Raw genomic sequence first — 20325 nt, 5'->3', positions numbered from 1 at the left:
TGCTGGATGAGTGCGGGCTTACGGTCGACATGTAGGAGCGCGCTTGCCCGCGAAAAATAGTGCCAGCACCCAATCCGTCACTGGCTCGCCGCCAATGCCCGATGGAGCAGGTACAGCCGACACATCTTTGCTACGCAGCATGCATCCGACACATCTTCGCTACGCAGCATGCAGCCGACACATCTTGGGCGGCAGCAAGATTTTTCGCGGGCAAGCGCGCTCCTGCGCCTAAACCCCCAGCCAGCATCAGGGCCTTCCCTGTGTTGGAGACGTTCAGCTCATGAAAAACTGCCTTATTCCGACCATCCGCCCGTCGCCGCTGTCGTTCGGCACGCCCGACAGCTATAATCCGCCGCTTTCCCATTTGCCAAGACCCCCGAGACCATGACTGAGTCCGTTCTTGACTACATGACCCGTCTGGGTCGCGCCGCACGCGAAGCCTCGCGCGTCATCGGCCGCGCCAGCACTGCGCAGAAGAACCGCGCCCTGGCAGCCACGGCTGCCGCGCTGGATGCTTCTCGCGCCGAGCTGACCGCTGCCAACGAGCAGGATCTCGCTGCCGGCCGCGCCAATGGTCTCGAACCCGCTCTGCTCGAACGTCTCTCCCTGACCCCGGCACGTATCGACAGCATGATCGCCGGCCTGCGTCAGGTCGCCAGCCTGCCAGACCCTATCGGTACCCTGCGGGACATGAACTTCCAGCCATCAGGCATTCAGGTCGGCAAAATGCGCGTGCCGCTGGGCGTGGTGGGCATCATCTACGAGTCACGTCCCAACGTGACCATCGACGCCGCCAGCCTCTGCCTCAAATCCGGTAACGCCACCATTCTGCGAGGCGGTTCCGAGGCCATTCATTCCAACCGCGCCATCGCCGCCTGCATCCAGCGCGGCCTGGACGAAGCCGGTTTGCCGGCTGCCGTCGTGCAAGTCGTCGAAACCACCGACCGCGCTGCCGTGGGTGCGCTGATCACCATGCCGGAGTACGTGGACGTCATCGTCCCGCGTGGCGGCAAGGGCTTGATCGAGCGCGTCAGCCGCGACGCCAGAGTCCCGGTCATTAAACACCTGGACGGCATCTGTCACGTCTATGTCAGCGCTCACGCCGACTTGAACGCCGCCCAGCGCATCAGCTTCAACGCCAAGACCTACCGGTACGGCATCTGCGGCGCGATGGAAACCCTGCTGGTAGATCAAGCAGTCGCTGTGGATTTCCTGCCGTCAATAGCCGCGCAATTTCGCGAGAAAGGCGTTGAGTTGCGCGGTTGCGAACGCACCCGCGAACTGATCGACGCTTTGCCGGCCACCGAAGAAGACTGGCACACCGAATACCTGGCGCCGATTCTCTCGATCCGCATCGTCACGGGGCTGGATCAGGCCATCGAGCACATCAACCACTACGGTTCGCACCACAGCGACGCGATTATCTCGGACTCTCAAGCCCAGACCCGCCGGTTCATGGCCGAGGTCGACTCGAGTTCAGTGATGGTCAACGCACCTACAAGCTTCGCCGACGGCTTCGAGTACGGTTTGGGCGCCGAAATCGGCATCTCGACCGACAAGATTCACGCGCGCGGCCCGGTTGGCCTCGAAGGCCTGACCTGCGAGAAATACATCGTCGTTGGCGATGGCACTCAGCTGCGCGGACAGGGGCCGGTCTGACTTGGCCGACGTCGGTCAGCCTTCGGGCAACAGCGCGCAGGCAATGGCTCAATCGGCTGCAGTCCCGCTGAACACAGCCAGTGCGCCTAAGCGTGTCGGGATACTGGGCGGTACATTTGACCCGGTGCATATTGGCCACTTGCGTGGCGCACTGGAAGTCGCTGCGTTGCTGGAACTCGATGAGCTGCGCCTGACGCCCAGTGCGCGGCCGCCGCATCGCGACACGCCCAGCGTCTCGGCGCAGGACCGGCTGGCCATGGTGCAGTGCGCAGTTGATGGAGTGCCGCCGCTGACGGTCGACGATCGCGAGCTGTTGCGCGACAAGCCGTCGTACACGATCGACACGCTGGAATCGATGCGCGCCGAACTGGCCGCCGATGACCAGCTGTTTTTATTGCTGGGGTGGGACGCCTTTTGCGGGCTGCCATCGTGGCATCGTTGGGAAGAATTGCTGGAGCACTGCCACATCGTGGTGCTGCAACGCCCGGACGCCGACAGCGAGTCCCCTGATGCGATGCGTAACCTGCTCGCGGGACGTGCCGTCAGTGATCCAAAGGCCCTCAAGGGGCCGGGCGGAAAGATTACGTTCGTCTGGCAGACGCCGCTTTCGGTGTCTGCCACCCAGATCCGTCAACTGCTGGCCAGCGGTAAGTCGGTACGTTTTCTGGTGCCAGACGCGGTACTGGCCTACATAGAGGCGCACGGGCTTTACCGGGCGCTGAACTGAAGGTGTGTTTCGACGCAGCCAAGCGCGCGAAGAAGCACCCAAACATACGAGTTGAAAAGAGTTTTATATGACTGAAAAAGCTGCTGTAAACCCAATCATCGAAGTGATCAAAGCTGCACTGGAAGACGTCAAGGCCCAGGATATCCAGGTGCTGGACGTGCGCGACAAGCAGAGCATCACCGATTACATGGTCATCGCCACCGGTACCTCCAATCGCCAGATCAACGCCATGCTCGACAAGGTGCGTGAAGAGGTCAAGAAGCAGGGCCTCAAGCCGCTGGGCGAAGAAGGCAAGGGCGACAGCGACTGGGTACTGTTGGACCTGGACATCGCCATCGTTCACATGATGACCGCGTCTGCCCGTCAGTTTTACGACCTTGAGCGCCTGTGGGCCGGTGCCGAGCAAAGCCGTTCGGCCAGCGCCGCACACCACAGCCCGGAAAATGCCCACGAGCATTTCGACAAGCTGAACAAAGGCCAGGCATAAGGCTTCCTCGTGCGTCTGCGACTGATCGCTGTTGGTTCCCGCATGCCCAAGTGGGTGGAAGAAGGCTGGCATGAATATGCCAAGCGTCTGCCGTCCGAGTTGGCGCTGGAACTGGTGGAAATTCCGCTCAACACCCGTGGCAAGAACGCCGACGTGGCACGCCTCATCCGTCAGGAAGGCGAGGCCATGCTGGCGAAAGTGCAGCCGGGTGAGCGGATCGTCACGCTCGAAGTGCACGGCAAGCCATGGAGCACCGAGCAACTGGCGGGCGAGCTTGATCGCTGGCGCCTGGATTCGCGCACGGTCAACCTGATGGTGGGCGGTCCGGAAGGGCTGGCCCCGGAAGTCTGTGCCCGGGCCGAGCAGCGCTGGTCGTTATCGCCGTTGACCTTGCCGCACCCGTTGGTGCGCATTCTCATCGGTGAGCAGATTTATCGTGCCTGGACCGTGCTGTCTGGTCACCCTTATCACAAGTAGCGCCGCTGCCTTCACTGTGAACCTGCCCTAAATGTCTCAGCCGATCCGCCTGAAAGACCACGAAAAGGACGCACGCCTGGTGCGCAGCCGAGTCGTGGTCGGTGCAGTCGCGGTCGTCGTGCTGATCTGCGTATTGGTTGCGCGGCTGTATTTCCTTCAGGTCATCCAGTACGACTACCACTCGACGCTGTCGGAAAACAACCGCGTTCACGTGCAACCGATCCCGCCGAGCCGCGGGTTGATCTACGACCGTAACGGCGTAGTGATCGCCGACAACCGGCCCAGCTTCAGCCTGAGCATGACGCGCGAGCGTTCCGGTGACTGGACGCAGGTGCTGGACACCATCGTTCAGGTGCTTGAACTGACGCCTGACGACCGGATCATTTTTGAAAAGCGCATGAAGCAGGGGCGACGACCGTTCGAGCCAGTCCCGATCCTGTTCGAGCTCACCGAAGAACAGATCGCCCGTATTGCCGTTAACCAGTTCCGCCTGCCGGGCGTTGAAGTGGTCGCGCAGCTGGTTCGTCATTACCCTCAGGGCGAGCACTTCGCGCATTCGGTGGGGTATATGGGCCGAATCAACGAGAAAGAGCTGAAAAGCCTCGATCCGGTGAACTACAGCGGTACTCACCACATGGGCAAGACCGGCATCGAGCGCTTCTACGAGCCCGAGCTGCACGGCCAGGTAGGTTACGAAGAAGTCGAAACCAACGCCCGCGGCCGCGTCCTGCGCGTGCTTAAACGGACGGATCCAGTACCCGGCAAGGACATCGTCCTGAGCCTCGACATTCAGCTGCAGGAAGCGGCCGAAGCTGCACTGGCAGGGCGTCGCGGCGCGGTGGTGGCGCTGGACCCGAACACCGGCGAGGTGCTGGCGATGGTCAGCCAGCCAAGCTTCGACCCGAACCTGTTCGTCACGGGCATCAGCTTTAAAGCGTATTCCGAATTGCGCGATTCGGTCGATCGGCCGCTGTTCAACCGCATTTTGCGGGGGCTGTACCCGCCGGGTTCGACCATCAAACCCGCCGTGGCCATTGCAGGTCTCGACACGGGCGTGGTGACGGCGAGCACGCGGGTCTTCGACCCCGGCTACTACATGCTGCCCAACTACGATCACAAATACCGTAACTGGAACCGCACGGGCGATGGCTGGGTGGACCTGGACACGGCCATCATGCGTTCCAACGACACCTACTTTTATGACCTGGCGCACAAGGTCGGGATCGACCGGCTTTCGGCGTACCTGAACAAGTTCGGCATCGGCCAAAAGGTCTCGCTGGACATGTTTGAAGAGTCACCCGGTTTGATGCCTTCCCGCGACTGGAAGCGCGTCACCCGCCGCCAGGCATGGTTCCCCGGCGAGACGCTGATTCTGGGCATCGGCCAGGGCTACATGCAGGCCACACCGTTGCAACTGGCCCAGGCCACTACGCTGGTGGCGAACAAAGGGAAATGGAATCGTCCCCATCTGGCCAAGACCGTTGAAGGGCAGAAGCCTGTGGACGAAAACCCGATGCCGGACATCGTGCTGCGTGATCCGTCTGACTGGGGCAAGGTCAACCACGGCATGCAACAGGTCATGCATGGTGCGCGCGGTACCGCCCGCAAGGCTGCCATCGGCGCGCAGTACCGCATTGCCGGGAAGAGTGGCACGGCGCAGGTCGTCGCGATTCGGCAGGGCGAGAAGTACGACCGCTCGAAGGTCCAGGAACGCCATCGCGACCATGCCTTGTTCGTCGGCTTCGCGCCGGCCGACAGCCCGAAGATCGTCGTTGCGGTCATGATCGAGAACGGTGAGTCGGGCTCGGGCGTGGCTGCGCCAGTGGTGCGGCAGGTCATGGACGCCTGGCTGCTCGACCCCCAGGGTCACTTGAAACCCGAATACGCCAGCAATGCACAGCCTCCGGAGACCGCGGCCCGTGAAGAGTAATTTCGACCGCATCCTGTCCAGCGAAGATGTGATGCGCCGTCGCGCCACGTTCCTGCAGAAAATCCACGTTGATGGCCCGCTGCTGATCCTGCTGCTGACGTTGGCGGCGGGCAGTCTGTTCGTGCTGTATTCGGCCAGCGGCAAGAGCTGGGACCTGCTGATCAAGCAAGCCACTTCTTTCGGTATCGGCCTGGTGTCGATGTTCGTCATCGCGCAGCTCGAACCCAGATTCATGGCCCGCTGGGTGCCCGCCGCCTATGTGATCGGCGTATTGCTGCTGGTGGCGGTAGACGTAATGGGGCACAACGCCATGGGCGCCACGCGCTGGATCAACATTCCCGGCGTCATTCGCTTCCAGCCGTCGGAATTCATGAAGATCATCATGCCGGCGACCATCGCCTGGTACCTGTCCAAGCGCACCTTGCCGCCACACCTCAAGCATGTGGCGGTCAGCCTCGGCCTGATCGGGCTGCCGTTCATTCTGATCGTGCGCCAGCCGGACCTCGGCACCTCGCTGCTGATTCTGGCGTCAGGTACGTTCGTGCTGTTCATGGCCGGCCTGCGCTGGCGCTGGATCATCGGCGTGGTGGCCGCAGCGGTGCCAGTCGCGGTTGCGATGTGGTTTTTCTTCATGCACGACTACCAGAAGCAGCGGATTTTGACGTTCCTCGACCCGGAGAGCGACCCGCTCGGCACCGGCTGGAACATCATTCAGTCCAAGGCGGCGATCGGCTCTGGCGGCGTGTTCGGCAAGGGCTGGCTCATGGGCACCCAGTCGCACCTGGACTTCCTGCCTGAAAGCCATACCGACTTCATCATTGCCGTGCTTGGCGAGGAGTTCGGTCTGGTAGGCATTTGCGCGCTGCTGCTTATCTACCTGTTGTTGATCGGTCGCGGGCTGGTCATCACCGCCCAGGCGCAGACCCTCTACGGCAAGCTGCTCGCGGGCAGCTTGACCATGACCTTTTTTGTTTACGTTTTCGTCAATATCGGTATGGTCAGCGGTCTGCTGCCGGTGGTAGGCGTGCCGTTGCCCTTCATTAGCTACGGCGGAACTTCGCTGGTGACGCTGCTGTCAGCGTTTGGTGTTTTGATGTCGATCCACACGCATCGCAAATGGATCGCTCAGGTTTGATTAAGGTGAAGAACTCAATGCAAGTAGTGCGTGGCTGGGCTGCTCGATATGCGCCGCTGGTCGGTCTGATGGGCATCTTCGGCTCAGTGCAGGAATCACTTGCCGGTGACTATGACGGCTCTCCTCAAGTCGCCCAGTTCGTCAGTGAAATGACCCGCGATTATGGTTTTGCGGGCGAGCAACTGATCGATGTTTTTCGCGATGTCCAGCGCAAACAGGCGATCCTCGATGCGATTTCGAGGCCCGCCGAGCGGGTAAAACCGTGGAAAGATTATCGCCCGATGTTCCTCACTGACGCGCGGGTGTCGCGTGGCGTGGACTTCTGGCGCCAGCACGAAGCGGCCCTGACGCGCGCCGAGCAAGAGTACGGCGTGCCGGCTCAGGTGATCGTCTCGATCATCGGCGTTGAGACATTTTTCGGCCGCAATACCGGTAATTACCGGGTGATGGACGCATTGTCGACCCTGGCGTTCGACTATCCCCAGCGCGCCGATTTCTTTCGCAAGGAACTGCGCGAGTTCCTGCTGCTGTCGCGTGAGCAGCAGGTCGATCCGCTAACCCTCAAAGGCTCGTACGCTGGTGCCATGGGCTTGCCCCAGTTCATGCCAAGCAGTTTTCGCGCCTACGCCGTGGACTTCGACGGCGACGGCCACATCAATATCTGGAATGACCCGGACGATGCGATTGGCAGCGTGGCCAGCTATTTCAAACGTCACGGCTGGGTGGCCGGCGAGCCGGTTGTCAGTCGCGCGGACGTGCGCGGCGAGCGCGTCGATGAGGGCTTGAGCCCCGGCATCGATCCGGTGAAAAACGTCGGGGAGTTGCGAGCGTTGGGCTGGGCGAGTCATGATGCGCTGCGCGATGACATGCCGGTCACGGCGTTTCGCCTCGATGGCGACAAAGGCCCCGAGTACTGGATGGGCCTGAAGAATTTTTACGCGATCACGCGTTACAACCGCAGCGTGATGTACGCCATGGCCGTGCATCAGCTGTCTGAAATGCTTGTTAAAGCCCGGGACGTCAAGTAATGCGGTCACTGCCGATGCAACAACCATTGAAGCTGATGGCCTTCGCGGCACTGACCCTGCTGGTCGTCAGTTGCTCAACCAGCCGCCCGACGACCACTCAGAAGCAAGGCAACGTGATTCGTTCGCAGCCGGGGCTGGACATCAACCGAGCACACAAAGACGGCGCGCCCTGGTGGGACGTCGATGTCTCGCGCATCCCCGACGCCGTTCCGACCCTGCACACGGGGCCTTACAAGGCCAACCCCTACACGGTGCTGGGCAAGACGTACTTTCCGCTCAGTGATTCCAGGACCTATGCCCAGACCGGAACGGCTTCCTGGTATGGCACTAAATTCCACGGTCAGAACACCGCCAACGGTGAGGTCTATGACCTCTACGGCATGAGCGCGGCGCACAAGACCTTGCCGCTGCCCAGCTATGTCCGCGTGACCAACCTGGACAACAACCGCACGGTGATTCTGCGCGTCAACGACCGCGGCCCGTTCTATTCGGATCGCATCATCGATTTGTCCTATGCCGCTGCGAAGAAGCTCGGTTATGCCGAAACCGGCACCGCGCGGGTGAAAGTCGAGGGCATAGACCCTTCTCAGTACTGGGCTCAGCGCGGCAAGCCGGCGCCGCTGATGCTTGATCAGCCGCAGGTGGCCAGCAACACGCCGCCGCGCCAGGTTCAACCGGCGGCCCCGGTGATCACCGCTTCGGCGGGTACGATCGAACAATGGACACCGCCGCCTCAGCAGCACGCTGCGCCGGTAACGCCCGTGCCGATTGACGCAAAAAAAAACGCTTCAGGACCAGCGTCTGGGCTGTTTCTCCAAGTGGGAGCCTTCGCCAACCCGGACGCTGCGGAACTCCTGAGGTCGAAATTGAGCGGGATGGTCAGGGCGCCGGTGTTCGTGAGTTCGATCGCACGCAATCAACAGACGCTTTATCGCGTGCGGATGGGACCGGTCGACACGCCGGGTGAAGCCCAGCAGCTGCAAAACAGCGTGAGGTCGGCCAATCTCGGCTCGCCAAGCGTTGTGACGTCGGACCAGTAACGCTTTATCAGCGACTCGCGCCCCGCATCAGGGGCCGATTTCGTTACCTGACCGACGACTTGCCGCCCGCGCTTGACGTTGTCAGCAGCTTTTCACGGCACGTTCTGTAGAATGTGAGCCCGTTTGCCGGGGTAGCCCGGCACCCGCTTTGCCCGCAAGGGCATGTTTGCCCATTAGCATTTTCGAGAGACGGATGAACATCACCAGCTTTGCAAAACGCCTTTGCCTGCTTATCCCGCTATTCACCGCGCCTGCCGTGTTTGCGGCAGAACAGATGACGCCATCGCCACCGCAACTGGCTGCCAAGGCTTATGTGCTGATGGATGCCAACAGCGGCAACGTTCTGGTCGAAAACAATGGCGACCAGCGCCTGCCACCGGCCAGTCTGACCAAGCTGATGACCGCTTACATCGCCACGCTGGAAATCCGCCGCGGCCAGATCGGTGAAAACGACCCGGTGACCGTGAGCGAGAACGCCTGGCGTACCGGCGGTTCGCGGATGTTCATCAAAGTCGGCAGCCAGGTCACGGTCAGTGACTTGCTGCACGGCATCATCATTCAGTCCGGCAACGATGCCAGCGTCGCGCTCTCCGAGCACATCGCCGGCAGCGAAGACGCGTTCGCCGACCTGATGAACAAGACCGCTGCCGACCTGGGCATGGTCAACAGCCACTTCATGAACCCGACCGGCCTGCCGAACCCCGATCACTACGCCACAGCCCATGACATGGCCCTGCTGGCGCGCGCGATCATCCACGAAGATCCGGCTCACTACGCGATCTACTCGCAGAAAGAGTTCTTCTGGAACGGCATCAAACAGCCGAACCGCAACCTGCTGCTGTGGCGTGACAAGACCGTCGACGGTCTGAAAACCGGTCACACCGAAGAAGCCGGCTACTGCATGGTGTCCTCGGCCGTTCGTGACGGCATGCGTCTGATCGCCGTAGTATTTGGTACCAACAGCGAGCAGGCTCGCGCTGCCGAAACGCAGAAGCTGCTGACCTACGGTTTCCGTTTCTTCGAAACCCAGACCTTCTATCAGAAAGGCACCGAGCTGGCTCAGGCGCCTGTCTGGAAAGGCACCGAGCGTCAAGTCAAGGCCGGTCTGGCTGAAGACCTGACCATGACCATGCCTAAAGGCGAGCTGAAGAAGCTGGCAGCCAGCATGACCATGAATCCACAGCTGGTTGCTCCGATCGCCAAGGGCGACGTCATCGGCAAGGTTGATGTGAAACTGGACGACAAAGTGGTACACAGCGCCAACCTGATCGCCCTGGACGGCGTCGAGGAGGGTGGTATCTTCCGTCGCCTGTGGGATAGCATCCGCCTGTTCTTCTACGGTCTGTTCAACTGATCAACCCTTGATCGCTCGCTGACCGTTGCTCCGTACGCCCCCGTCGCCGAACGCGCCGGGGGCCTGTCCGTTTTCCGGCTTACGAGGCCGTTACCGCCATGACAGATTCCGAAGTAAAAGCGCCAAAAATCGAATTTCCCTGCGCCGACTATCCCATCAAGATCATCGGTGACACGGGTGTGGGCTTCAAAGACAAGGTCATCGAGATCGTCGAGAAGCACGCGACCGTGGACATGAAATCCCTGGCCGAGCGCCAGAGCAGCAACGGCAAGTACACCACCGTCCAGCTGCACATCATTGCCACCGGGCAAGATCAGCTCTACGACATCAACAGTGAATTGCGCGCCACCGGCTTCGTCCATATGGTGTTGTGATGGGCGCGGTTCTGGGCGTTCGTGACCTCGGACTGGCCGACTACGAGCCCACCTGGCAGGCCATGAAGCGCTTTACCGACGGCCGCACGCGCGAGACCGCCGATGAGGTCTGGCTGGTGCAGCACCCGCCGGTATTCACTCAGGGGCAGTCCGGTAAACCCGAGCACTTGCTGCTGCCGGGAGATATCCCGGTCGTGCAGGTCGATCGCGGCGGCCAAGTGACTTATCATGGTCCCGGCCAACTGGTTGCCTATCTGCTGCTGGACGTGCGCCGTCTGGGCTTTGGGGTTCGAGAACTGGTCACCCGGATCGAGCGCAGCCTGATCGACCTGCTGGCAGGTTATGGGGTCGATGCCGCAGCCAAGGCTGACGCACCAGGGGTTTATGTAGACGGCGCCAAGATCGCCTCGCTGGGGCTGCGCATTCGTAACGGCTGTTCATTCCACGGCCTTGCGCTGAACGTCGATATGGATCTGGACCCTTTTAAACGGATTAATCCCTGCGGGTATGCGGGGCTGGCAATGACCCAGCTGCGTGAACAGGCAGGTCCGATTGAATTTGCCGAGGTTAGTGCCCGGCTGCGTGCGCAGCTCGTCAAACACCTCGACTACGCTGAGCAGACGACCCTAACGGGCGGAATCGATTGATATGACTACTGCGTATGAGGCAGCTGACACTGCCGTGAATACAGAGAATGCCGTACAAACCCTGATCCCGACGGTGAACGTTGCCACGCCTGAGCGTGTGGCACGTCCTAAGGTGGAAGCCGGCGTGAAGCTGCGCGGCGCGGAAAAAGTCGCGCGCATCCCGGTGAAGATCATCCCGACGGTGGACCTGCCGAAGAAGCCGGACTGGATTCGCGTGCGCATCCCGGTTTCGCCTGAGGTCGACCGCATCAAGGCGCTGTTGCGCAAGCACAAGCTGCACAGCGTTTGTGAAGAAGCTTCCTGCCCGAACCTGGGCGAATGCTTCTCCGGCGGCACTGCGACGTTCATGATCATGGGCGACATCTGCACCCGTCGCTGCCCATTCTGCGACGTCGGTCATGGCCGTCCGAAAGCGCTGGATGTTGACGAGCCGAAGAACCTCGCCGTTGCCATCGCTGACCTGAAGCTCAAGTACGTGGTGATTACTTCCGTCGACCGTGACGACCTGCGCGACGGCGGTGCTCAGCATTTCGCCGACTGCATCCGCGAGATCCGTGAGCTGTCGCCGAATGTGCAGCTGGAAACCCTGGTGCCGGACTACCGCGGCCGCATGGACATCGCGCTGGAGATCACCGCCGCGACGCCTCCAGACGTGTTCAACCACAACCTTGAAACCGTGCCGCGCTTGTACAAGGCCGCGCGTCCGGGTTCTGACTACCAGTGGTCGCTGACTCTGCTCAAGCGTTTCAAAGAAATGGTCCCGCACGTGCCGACAAAGTCCGGTTTGATGCTGGGATTGGGCGAGACCGACGAAGAAGTGATCGAAGTCATGCAGCGCATGCGCGAGCACAACATTGACATGCTGACGCTGGGCCAATACCTGCAGCCGTCCCGCAATCACTTGCCGGTTCAGCGCTTCGTACACCCGGATACCTTCGCCTGGTTCGCCGAAGAAGGTTACAAGATGGGCTTCAAAAACGTCGCCTCCGGCCCGCTGGTTCGTTCTTCGTACCACGCAGATGAACAAGCCAAGCTGGTGAAGTCGCTGCTCACCGCGAGCTGATCACGGCTTCTTTGATGCGATAAAGAAACAGGCCGGATAGAAATATCCGGCCCGTTTTTTTTCTGCGTTACGTTCAAGGCGGTGTGGCGAACATGCATCGCCCTAACGGCATACGCATTCTGTAGGAGCCGGCTTGCTGGCGAATGCGGTTTGCCAGTCGAGCCCGTCGTCATTCATCGGACGCGTTCGCCAGCAAGCCGGCTCCTACGGGTGTGTGTTTCCGCGCTCGAATGCATCGTTGCATTCGGAGACTCACGACCCGCATCGGTAATCTTCCCCCGCCACACGGTTTGTGCCATGCACTGCCTCAACGACGCCGCAAGGTGTAGGAGCGCGCTTGCCCGCGAATGGCCGGTACAGCCGACACATCTTTGGAGGCCTGCCAATTTTTCGCGGGCAAGCGCGCTCCTACAGTTGATCGCTATTGGCAAACCACCCACCGTGAGGGGAGGGCTGTATCGGGCTGGAGGGCGTCGCTGAACGCTGTGTCACGGCTTGCGCAGCTGCTCCAGCAGTTCCTGCGTCGGGTACCCGTCCGCTGGCCAGCCAAAGGATTGCTGCGCGCTGCGAATCGCCTTGCGCGTGTTGGCGCCGATGATCCCGTCAGGGGCGCCTGCGTCGTACTGTCGGGCCGAGAGCAGCGTCTGCAGCTCGATGCGTTCGGATCGGCTCAACGGACGATCGCCCCGCGGCCAATCTCCTTGCACGTAACCACCGCCCGTAAAACGCTCCGACAACAGCCCGATTGCCAGCGCATAGGACGAAGAGTTGTTGTACTTGAGGATGGCGCGGAAGTTATCCATCACCAGAAATGCCGGGCCTTTATAGCCCGCAGGCAGCAACAGGGCCGCCTGTTGCTGCAAGAGATTGGTCGGCAGCGCTGACCTGTTTGGCAATTTCAGCCCCAGTTGTTGCCATTCGCCGATGGGTTTTCGGGTTGAGGCATCCGCGAGTGCGTAATCAAAACCCTGCGCCAGTTGCACCTCAAACCCCCAGGGCTGGCCTTTCTGCCAGCCTGAGCTTTGCAGGTAGTGAGCGGTGGACGCGAGGGCATCGGCCGGGGAGTTCCAGATGTCCCGGCGACCGTCTCCGTCGAAGTCGACGGCGTGGGTGTTGTAAGTGGTGGGGATGAACTGGGTCTGGCCCATCGCCCCGGCCCAGGAACCCAGCATGCTGGGCGCATCGATATCGCCATGCTGGATGATCTGCAAGGCGGCGATCAATTGGTCCTGCGCGAACTGTGGGCGACGTCCCTCATAGGCAAGCGTTGCCAGGGAACGAATCACCGACTGCGTGCCCTGGAACTGGCCAAAGCTGCTCTCCATGCCCCACACGGCCACAAGTGCCTGACGATCAACACCGTAGCGCTGCTCGATCGCGCTCAGCGAGTCAGCGTATTGGCTTAGCAGCGCCTGCCCCTTGCGCACACGCACTGCTGACATCGCGCCGTCCAGGTATTCCCACACGGGGCGGCTGAATTCAGGTTGGCTGCGATCGGCCTTCACCACGCTCATGTCAGGGGTGACGCCGATGAAGGCTTTATCGAACACGTCCGGCCGCACGCCGGCGGTCAGCGCCTGAGCGCGGAACTGGCTTTGCCATTCACTGAAACTCATGGCCGGCTGGATTTCGAAATTGCCGTCATCAGGTTGCGCGACGGCACCTGAGGGCGCGGGCAAGCTCTTGACGATTTGTGCCGCGGGCGCGGACTGAAGAGGGGTGGCGACGGCAGCGGTAGGCTGCTCGGCACAGGCCACCAGCGCGAAGAGGCTGGAAGCGGTGATCAACTGGCGAAGGTGCCAGCGACGGGGAAAGCTTGGGAGCATTCTGGGGTCCACAGGTATAAACCGTAAGGTGCAGACCTTAACATGCCGGCCCAGTCGATGGGGGGCCAGACAGGTAACGCAGTGTTTTCAAGCCGCCATAACGGAAGAAGCCTCCCAGCTTTTAGACTGGAAGGCTTCGCGGCGGTAGCTGCCTTTGCCCTTGCCGGGTTGTTCCTGACGGCTGCGGAACAGTGGCTGGGCGATGATGGATTTGGCCTTGTTCGGCCGCTTTTTGGCTTTGCTCATGGCGTTCTCGCTCGAGTAGTGAAGTGAAGCGGGGGAGATAATCTGCCAGACCGGGGCGGGTGTCCAATTGACCTGAGCTATCAAGTATTTGCTCGTGTCGCTATGCCGGCTCATTCACGATTCAAACTGTAGGAGCCGGCTTGCTGGCGAACGCGACCTTTCAGGTACACCTGAGTGAGGCAAGAAGCCGTTTCGCCAGCAAGCCGGCTCCTACAGGAAGGTGGAGGGCCTGAAGATAGCAGGTCTGGCAGATCTGGCAGGTAGGCCCGTGGGCCACTATTCCGAAGGCAGTGCCAATCGTTGCCCTGCCATCAGCAGTGCCAGCCGGCTCAGGCTGCTCCATACGGAGCCCGCCGCCTGGCCTTTGATTTGAGCGTCGATGTGTTGAGCGTCCATCAACAGTTGGCCCCAACGTCGCGCGGAGTGGCGTTGCAGGGCTTTGCTCATCAACGGCTTGCGCTTGTCCCAGATGGGCGGACGCGCCTGGCTGAATGCTTTGTCCAATGGGATACCCTGGCTGAACTGCAATGCCAGATTGGCCAGCACACGCAGCTCACGGGACAGCGCCCAGAGAATGACCGGAGGTTCGACGCCTTCGCCGCGCAGGCCTTCAAGCATCCGCAGCGCGTGAGCCGCTTCGCCATTGAGGATGGCGTCAGTCAGACCGAAAACATCGAAGCGCGCGCTGTCAGCCACTGCTGCCTGTACGGTTTCGACAGTAATCTGGCCTTCGTCAGCCATCAGCTTGAGCTTTTCGATTTCCTGCGCGGCCGCCAGCAGGTTACCTTCGACCCGCGCGGCGATGAGTTCGATGGCGTCCGGCGTGGCGGCCAGGCCGGCCTGCGAGAGCCGCTGACGAATCCATTGCGGCAACTGACTGGCATCCACCGGCCAGATCTGCACGAACTGGGTCTGCGGGCCTTCGACCAGCGCCTTGCCCCACTTGGTTTTCTGCGCCGAACCGTCCAGCTTGGGCAGGCTGATCAGCAGCAGCGTGTCTTCGGCGGGGCGACCGCAGTATTCCAGAAGCGCTGCCGCGCCTTTGTCCCCGGGCTTGCCGGAAGGCAGACGTAACTCCAGCAGTCGGCGCTCAGCAAACAGCGACATGCTCGCACCCGCCTGGAGCAGCGTGCCCCAGTCGAAGCTAGAGTCAGCGCTGAACACTTGGCGTTCGTCAAAGCCCTGCTGACGTGCAGCCGCGCGAATGGCATCGCACGCTTCCTGGCACTGGAGAGGGTCATCGCCGCTGACGATGTAGACAGGCGCTAGCGCACCCTGGAGGTGTTTTGAAAGTTGGGCGGGGGCGAGTTTCATGATTCAGAAAAGATCAGGGCCGGCGAACCGGCCCCGATGCCGTCACTTGGACGGGATTTCGATGGGCGACTGCTGCGGCGTCTCGTCGCGAATCCGTTGGGCGGCGGCTTCGGCATCGGCCTGCGCACGGGCAGCGGCGTCGGCCTTGGCTTGCAATTCGTCGAGGCGCTCAGGTGTCAGCTGTTGCAGGCGGGCCAACAGTTTCTGCACGAGGTCGTTGCGCATTTCCTTGCGGATCTGCGTGGCTTCCTGGTCAGAGCCGATCAGGTTGTTGCCGTCATGCACAAAAACCTTTTGCGCCTGAACGGTGTCATCGAGCAACAGCACGTCCTTGCTGCCGTGAATTTCATACTTCAGCACGGTGGTCAGCTCGTATTCGGCCGAACGGCCCGAACCGGCATAGCTCGCGGTGCGCTGGGTTTCGTCTTCGCGGGCGATGAACAGCTTGTATTGCGCGCCGGTGTAGACATGCACGCCGCTGCTGGTCAGGGTCTGACGCAGCTGAGTGACGACATCGCCGTAGGCATCACGGGCGCTGACGTCCAGCTCCTTGATCGACAGGGCGTTGGTACCGGTGCCGCGCAACTGGAAACCGCAGGCGCTCAGCAAAACCGCGAGTCCCATCACCAGCAGATTGCGTTTGATCATCTTGTTGCTCCCTTGAATCCGTTAGAGCGCGGCATCCCGCGCTCTTGAAATAGGTTCGGCACCCGCTCGCAGGTGCCCGATTGCGTCAGCTGGCGACGATGTTAACCAGTTTGCCCGGCACCACGATCACTTTGCGGATCGTGAGGCCATCGATGAAGCGCAGGACGTTCTCGTTTGTCCGAGCGGCCGCTTCGACTTCCTCGCGGGTGGCGCTGGCTGGCATGTCGATATGACCGCGCAGCTTGCCGTTGACCTGAATTACCAATTGCAGCGTGTCCTGCACCAGCGCTGACTCATCAACCACTGGCCATGCGGCATTGATAACCGGATCAGGGTGGCCCAGCGCAGCCCACAGCTCGTGACTGATGTGCGGGGTGATCGGCGCCAGCAACAGAGCGACGGTCTCCAGACCCTCCTGCAGCAGCGCGCGGTCCTGGCCAGCGGCCTGCGGCGCTTTTTCCAGCACGTTCATCAGCGTCATCACCTGAGCGATGGCGGTGTTGAATTTGTGATGCTGCCCCACGTCCTGACCTGCCTGCTTGATCGCCAAGTGAATCGAGCGGCGGATGGCTTTCTGGTCATCATTCAGCGCGGTGGTGTCGAGTGCGCCCGGCAGGCCTGCGGTCACATGTGCCTGAGCCAGACGCCAGACGCGCTTGAGGAAGCGGTGCGAGCCTTCAACGCCGGAATCCGACCATTCCAGGCTCATGTCCGGCGGCGATGCGAACATCATGAACAGCCGGCAGGTGTCTGCGCCGTACTGATCGATCATGGACTGCGGATCGACGCCGTTGTTTTTCGACTTGGCCATTTTTTCGATGCCGCCGATTTCCACCGGCTGGCCATCGGCGATCAGTTTGGCGCCGATGATCTTGGCTTTGCTGTCGCGCTCGAACTCGACGTCTGCCGGGTTGAACCAGGTTTTGCTGCCATTGGCTTCCAGACGGTAGAACGTCTCGGCCACGACCATGCCCTGGGTCAGCAGGTTCTTGAACGGCTCGTTGGAGCTGACCAGGCCTTCATCGCGCATCAGCTTGTGGAAGAAGCGCGCGTAGAGCAGGTGCAGGATGGCGTGTTCGATGCCGCCAATGTACTGGTCGACCGGCAGCCAGTGGTTCGCGGCTTTTGGATCGACCATCCCGCCCTCGTAATGAGGCGAGGCGTAGCGTGCGAAGTACCAGGACGACTCGACGAAGGTGTCCATGGTGTCGGTTTCGCGCTTGGCCGGGGCGCCGCATTTCGGGCAGCTGCACTCGTAGAACTCGGGCATGCGCGCCAACGGCGAACCCGCGCCGTCCGGCACCACGTCTTCGGGGAGCTTGACCGGCAGTTGATCTTCCGGGACAGGTACGTCGCCGCACGTGTCGCAATGGATGATCGGGATCGGGCAGCCCCAGTAGCGCTGGCGGCTGATGCCCCAGTCGCGGAGGCGGAACTGGGTGCGGGACTTGCCCAAGTCTTTCTTGAGCAGCGCGGCCTCGATGGCATCGAAAGCGCCGGCGAAATCAAGGCCGTCGAATTCGCCGGAGTTGATCAGCGTGCCATGTTCGTTATAAGCGTCCTGCCACGGTGTCGGGGTCTCGTCGCCAGCGCTGGTACGCACCACCGGGATGACCGGCAGGCTGTACTTGGTTGCGAACTCGAAATCACGCTCGTCGTGAGCGGGCACCGCCATGACTGCGCCGTCGCCGTAATGCATCAACACGTAGTTGGCGACCCACACCGGCAGCTTCTCGCCGGTCAGCGGGTGCTCGACGAACAGCGAGGTTGGCAGGCCTTTCTTTTCCTGGGTGGCGACGTCAGCTTCGGCGACGCTGCCACTTTTGCATTCGTGGATGAACGCCTGCAGCTCAGGGTTGTTCTGCGCGGCCAGTGTCGCGAGCGGATGTTCGGCGGCAACAGCGACATAGGTTGCGCCCATCAGCGTGTCAGGGCGGGTGGTGAAGACTTTCAGGGTGCCGGTTTCGCCGATGGACGCCTGGTCGTACGGGAACTGCACTTCCATGCCGCGGGACTTGCCGATCCAGTTGCGCTGCATGGTCTTGACCTGTTCAGGCCAGCCCGGCAGCTCGTCGAGACTCTCCAGAAGCTCATCCGCATAAGCGGTGATCTTGAAGTAGTACATCGGGATCTCGCGCTTTTCGATCACCGCGCCCGAACGCCAGCCGCGCCCATCGATCACTTGCTCGTTCGCCAGCACGGTCTGATCGACCGGGTCCCAGTTCACGGTGCCGTTCTTGCGGTAGATCACGCCTTTTTCGAACAGGCGAGTGAACAGCCATTGTTCCCAGCGGTAGTAATCGGGTTTGCAGGTGGTGACTTCGCGTGACCAGTCGATTGCCAGACCCAGGCTCTTGAGCTGGTTCTTCATGTAGGCGATGTTTTCGTAGGTCCACTTGGCGGGAGCAACGTTGTTTTTCATGGCGGCGTTTTCGGCCGGCATGCCGAACGCGTCCCAGCCCATGGGCTGCAACACGTTTTTGCCCTGCATGCGCTGATAGCGGGCGATGACGTCGCCAATTGTGTAGTTGCGCACGTGACCCATGTGTAGCTTGCCGCTGGGGTAAGGGAACATCGACAGGCAGTAGTACGTGTCCTTGCCTGGCTGTTCACTGACTTCAAAAGACTTTTGCTCGTCCCAGAAGGTCTGGGCGGCGGCTTCGATTTCGCGGGGCTGGTAGAGTTCGTGCATGGCTACTTTTGGCTGAAATGGGTGACCCTTGACCTCTTCTCGGCGTGGCCGGGTCAGGAAGTCTTCGCATGCCGGACGAGGCCGTCGGCGTTGCGATGCATCCATGCCCGGTTGGGCGGAAGTGGAATTACAGGAAGCGCCGTAGCATACATGAGGCTACCAAGCCGAGGGAAACCCTGATTGCGTGGCGCAGACCTGCCACATGCAGCATCCACCGTTGGTCGCTGCATCGCGCCGGTTTTTGTGGCACCGCTAAGCTCACTGACGGGGGTTAAGTGTTTACTTTCAGTGAGGTGAACGGATGGCAGAGCTGCGGCATGAAGTAGAGAACCCTGATGTGTATGACCGTTTGATTGATCGTCTGGGCCTGGCTCTGGATACGGCGAAAACAGCTGTGCGGCTTCGAAACGAATCCCCCGCCGAGCTTGAGTTGCGCGGGTTGAGTCACGCCGAGTTTGAGTTGATCGAGGCTTATCTGGGCAGAAGCGAAGTTGTCTTTAAAGAAGGCTCTGCGACTGCCACGAGGGAGGCTTTCAGTCCCTCGACGGAGCCTTCCGAGCCAATGCGAGGGCCACATCCAAAAGCCAATGTCATCTGGCTCAAGGATCAGCGCCGAGCCAAGGTGTCGGCTAAGTTGAGTCGCTACAGTTCCACCAAACATTTCAAGCGTTAACTTCTGCGGGGGCTGACCCCGGCCAATCGAGCATTGCTGCTTCGCGTCATTGCTTCTAGGCTTCGGGCATCTTTGGAGATGCCCGATGCCCTTTCGTTATTTCATCAAAAATCTGCTCCTTCCTCCGGGCATTTTCCTGCTCCTGTTAGTGCTCGCCTGGTGGTTGAGAAATCGCCGCCCGATGTTGGCGCGAGTGATGTTCGTGCTTGGTGTGGGCGGCATGACGGCGATGAGTCTGCCTATCGTGGTGGAGTGGACGGCGAGGGGAATTGAAAGCGTCCCGCCACTGCCGCAGAGCGAATGGGCTACGCTGGCGCAGCGCGCTGATGCCATTGTGATTCTAGGGTCGGGCCGCGAGCGCAATGACCCAAGCTGGGGTGCTGACATCCCGACCGGCGTTGCGCTGGAACGCATGCGCTATGCCGCGCGTTTATCGAAGGCGTCCGGCTTGCCGGTGCTCACCACCGGCGGCATGCATTATGGTGAGCCGCCGAGCGAGGCAGCGATTATGGCCGACTCGTTGCGCGACGACTTCGGCGTGAACGTCCGCTGGCAAGAAGGAGAAAGCCGCACGACTTGGGAAAACGCCAACATGACGGCGGCGATTTTACTCCCCCAGGGCATCAAGCGCGTGGTCGTGGTGACCCAGGCATGGCACATGCCGCGTTCAGTCTGGAGTTTCGAGAAAGCCGGTTTTAACGTGGTCGCAGCGCCGGTCGGATTCTTGAGCGTGGACAACGCTCGCCCATTCGGCGGCTGGATGCCCGAGGCAAAGGCGGTGTGGCAGAACGGCCAGTTGATCAACGAAGTGGCGGGGCTGGTCGGGTACAAGTTGTTTTACCGGTGACCTGACGGGCTGGTTCGCCTGTAGGCGCGCGTGGGTGTCCCGCGAGCCGACCCAGCGCTTTCCGAGATGGAACTGACACACCAGAATCTGTAGGAGCCGGCTGGCTGGCGAATGCGTCAGGCCAGGCGCTGCAACGGTGACTGGCCAATCTGGTTCGC

The 20325-nt window shown here is 61.2% G+C and carries 18 protein-coding genes and 1 pseudogene; 14 read left to right on the top strand and 5 right to left on the bottom strand.

Annotated features, from left to right (window positions below; genetic code table 11):
- The first annotated feature begins 384 nt into the window (after positions 1-384).
- The 12 genes from QRN48_RS22340 (at position 385) to lipA (ending at position 11921) form a co-directional block, all read left to right on the top strand.
- Positions 385-1659: a glutamate-5-semialdehyde dehydrogenase gene (locus QRN48_RS22340; RefSeq protein WP_285353363.1), complete on the top strand. Its 1275-nt coding sequence runs from the start codon at positions 385-387 to the stop codon at positions 1657-1659.
- Between the two features lie 43 nt (positions 1660-1702).
- A complete protein-coding gene (gene nadD, locus QRN48_RS22335; protein WP_037018525.1) occupies positions 1703-2386 on the top strand; it encodes a nicotinate-nucleotide adenylyltransferase in 684 nt (227 codons plus the stop codon).
- A 67-nt stretch (positions 2387-2453) separates the two neighbouring features.
- Positions 2454-2873, top strand: a complete 420-nt coding sequence (rsfS, locus tag QRN48_RS22330) for a ribosome silencing factor (RefSeq protein ID WP_037017958.1) — start codon at positions 2454-2456, stop codon at positions 2871-2873.
- 9 nt (positions 2874-2882) lie between these two features.
- On the top strand, positions 2883-3350 hold the full coding sequence (gene rlmH, locus QRN48_RS22325; protein ID WP_037017961.1) for a 23S rRNA (pseudouridine(1915)-N(3))-methyltransferase RlmH: 468 nt from the start codon (positions 2883-2885) through the stop codon (positions 3348-3350).
- A 31-nt stretch (positions 3351-3381) separates the two neighbouring features.
- Complete coding sequence (gene mrdA / locus QRN48_RS22320; RefSeq protein WP_285353362.1) at positions 3382-5280, top strand: penicillin-binding protein 2; 1899 nt, start codon at positions 3382-3384, stop codon at positions 5278-5280.
- Positions 5281-5311: 31 nt separating this feature from the next.
- The gene (rodA, locus tag QRN48_RS22315) at positions 5312-6415 is read left to right on the top strand and encodes a rod shape-determining protein RodA (protein ID WP_052075374.1); all 1104 of its coding nucleotides are present in this window, start codon (positions 5312-5314) and stop codon (positions 6413-6415) included.
- 17 nt (positions 6416-6432) lie between these two features.
- Entirely contained in the window at positions 6433-7443 is a 1011-nt protein-coding gene (mltB, locus tag QRN48_RS22310) for a lytic murein transglycosylase B (protein WP_285353361.1), read from the top strand.
- Positions 7443-8483, top strand: coding sequence for a septal ring lytic transglycosylase RlpA family protein (locus tag QRN48_RS22305; protein WP_037017970.1), 1041 nt, complete (start codon positions 7443-7445; stop codon positions 8481-8483). Before mltB ends, QRN48_RS22305 begins: the two co-directional genes overlap by 1 nt.
- A 193-nt stretch (positions 8484-8676) precedes the next feature.
- Positions 8677-9837, top strand: a complete 1161-nt coding sequence (locus tag QRN48_RS22300; protein WP_037017972.1) for a D-alanyl-D-alanine carboxypeptidase family protein — start codon at positions 8677-8679, stop codon at positions 9835-9837.
- Between the two features lie 98 nt (positions 9838-9935).
- Positions 9936-10211: a DUF493 domain-containing protein gene (locus QRN48_RS22295; protein WP_037017974.1), complete on the top strand. Its 276-nt coding sequence runs from the start codon at positions 9936-9938 to the stop codon at positions 10209-10211.
- Positions 10211-10858 carry a lipoyl(octanoyl) transferase LipB gene (gene lipB / locus QRN48_RS22290; protein WP_037017977.1) on the top strand — a complete coding sequence of 216 codons (648 nt, stop codon included), beginning with the start codon at positions 10211-10213 and terminating at the stop codon, positions 10856-10858. Before QRN48_RS22295 ends, lipB begins: the two co-directional genes overlap by 1 nt.
- A gap of 1 nt (position 10859) precedes the next feature.
- Positions 10860-11921, top strand: a complete 1062-nt coding sequence (gene lipA / locus QRN48_RS22285) for a lipoyl synthase (protein ID WP_244653760.1) — start codon at positions 10860-10862, stop codon at positions 11919-11921.
- Positions 11922-12409: 488 nt separating this feature from the next.
- Here lipA and QRN48_RS22280 read toward each other — a convergent pair.
- The 5 genes and pseudogenes from QRN48_RS22280 to leuS form a co-directional block, all read right to left on the bottom strand.
- A pseudogene (locus QRN48_RS22280) lies at positions 12410-13555 on the bottom strand (lytic murein transglycosylase); the annotation flags it as partial.
- 279 nt (positions 13556-13834) lie between these two features.
- Positions 13835-13993 (bottom strand): alternative ribosome rescue factor ArfA, encoded by a 159-nt coding sequence (gene arfA, locus QRN48_RS22275; protein ID WP_037017982.1) that lies wholly within the window; start codon positions 13991-13993, stop codon positions 13835-13837.
- 276 nt (positions 13994-14269) lie between these two features.
- A complete protein-coding gene (gene holA, locus QRN48_RS22270) occupies positions 14270-15307 on the bottom strand; it encodes a DNA polymerase III subunit delta (RefSeq protein ID WP_037017985.1) in 1038 nt (345 codons plus the stop codon).
- Positions 15308-15349: 42 nt separating this feature from the next.
- Positions 15350-15955 (bottom strand): LPS-assembly lipoprotein LptE, encoded by a 606-nt coding sequence (locus QRN48_RS22265; protein WP_191945674.1) that lies wholly within the window; start codon positions 15953-15955, stop codon positions 15350-15352.
- A gap of 85 nt (positions 15956-16040) precedes the next feature.
- Complete coding sequence (leuS, locus tag QRN48_RS22260) at positions 16041-18647, bottom strand: leucine--tRNA ligase (protein ID WP_037017990.1); 2607 nt, start codon at positions 18645-18647, stop codon at positions 16041-16043.
- A 301-nt stretch (positions 18648-18948) separates the two neighbouring features.
- Here leuS and QRN48_RS22255 point away from each other — a divergent pair, with 301 nt between their 5' ends.
- Together QRN48_RS22255 and QRN48_RS22250 are read left to right on the top strand one after the other, a co-directional pair.
- Positions 18949-19320, top strand: a complete 372-nt coding sequence (locus QRN48_RS22255; protein ID WP_285353357.1) for a hypothetical protein — start codon at positions 18949-18951, stop codon at positions 19318-19320.
- Between the two features lie 85 nt (positions 19321-19405).
- Positions 19406-20167, top strand: coding sequence for a YdcF family protein (locus tag QRN48_RS22250; RefSeq protein ID WP_285353355.1), 762 nt, complete (start codon positions 19406-19408; stop codon positions 20165-20167).
- Positions 20168-20325: the final 158 nt, after the last annotated feature.

Source organism: Pseudomonas sp. ME-P-057 (genome assembly GCF_030208975.1).
GTDB lineage: Bacteria > Pseudomonadota > Gammaproteobacteria > Pseudomonadales > Pseudomonadaceae > Aquipseudomonas > Aquipseudomonas lutea.
Note: the sequence above shows the minus strand (reverse complement) of the source record. Positions and strands in the feature narration are given on the sequence as shown.

Bases quoted from the DNA above. Each gene is read 5' to 3' on its own strand.
- nadD (WP_037018525.1), top strand. From the start codon at position 1,703: ATGGCTCAATCGGCTGCAGTCCCGCTGAACACAGCCAGTGCGCCTAAG.
- QRN48_RS22340 (WP_285353363.1), top strand. From the start codon at position 385: ATGACTGAGTCCGTTCTTGACTACATGACCCGTCTGGGTCGCGCCGCA.
- mrdA (WP_285353362.1), top strand. From the start codon at position 3,382: ATGTCTCAGCCGATCCGCCTGAAAGACCACGAAAAGGACGCACGCCTG.
- holA (WP_037017985.1), bottom strand. From the start codon at position 15,307: ATGAAACTCGCCCCCGCCCAACTTTCAAAACACCTCCAGGGTGCGCTA.
- lipB (WP_037017977.1), top strand. From the start codon at position 10,211: ATGGGCGCGGTTCTGGGCGTTCGTGACCTCGGACTGGCCGACTACGAG.
- QRN48_RS22305 (WP_037017970.1), top strand. From the start codon at position 7,443: ATGCGGTCACTGCCGATGCAACAACCATTGAAGCTGATGGCCTTCGCG.
- QRN48_RS22255 (WP_285353357.1), top strand. From the start codon at position 18,949: ATGGCAGAGCTGCGGCATGAAGTAGAGAACCCTGATGTGTATGACCGT.
- rsfS (WP_037017958.1), top strand. From the start codon at position 2,454: ATGACTGAAAAAGCTGCTGTAAACCCAATCATCGAAGTGATCAAAGCT.
- leuS (WP_037017990.1), bottom strand. From the start codon at position 18,647: ATGCACGAACTCTACCAGCCCCGCGAAATCGAAGCCGCCGCCCAGACC.
- rodA (WP_052075374.1), top strand. From the start codon at position 5,312: ATGCGCCGTCGCGCCACGTTCCTGCAGAAAATCCACGTTGATGGCCCG.
- arfA (WP_037017982.1), bottom strand. From the start codon at position 13,993: ATGAGCAAAGCCAAAAAGCGGCCGAACAAGGCCAAATCCATCATCGCC.
- mltB (WP_285353361.1), top strand. From the start codon at position 6,433: ATGCAAGTAGTGCGTGGCTGGGCTGCTCGATATGCGCCGCTGGTCGGT.
- QRN48_RS22265 (WP_191945674.1), bottom strand. From the start codon at position 15,955: ATGATCAAACGCAATCTGCTGGTGATGGGACTCGCGGTTTTGCTGAGC.
- QRN48_RS22250 (WP_285353355.1), top strand. From the start codon at position 19,406: ATGCCCTTTCGTTATTTCATCAAAAATCTGCTCCTTCCTCCGGGCATT.
- QRN48_RS22300 (WP_037017972.1), top strand. From the start codon at position 8,677: ATGAACATCACCAGCTTTGCAAAACGCCTTTGCCTGCTTATCCCGCTA.
- lipA (WP_244653760.1), top strand. From the start codon at position 10,860: ATGACTACTGCGTATGAGGCAGCTGACACTGCCGTGAATACAGAGAAT.
- QRN48_RS22295 (WP_037017974.1), top strand. From the start codon at position 9,936: ATGACAGATTCCGAAGTAAAAGCGCCAAAAATCGAATTTCCCTGCGCC.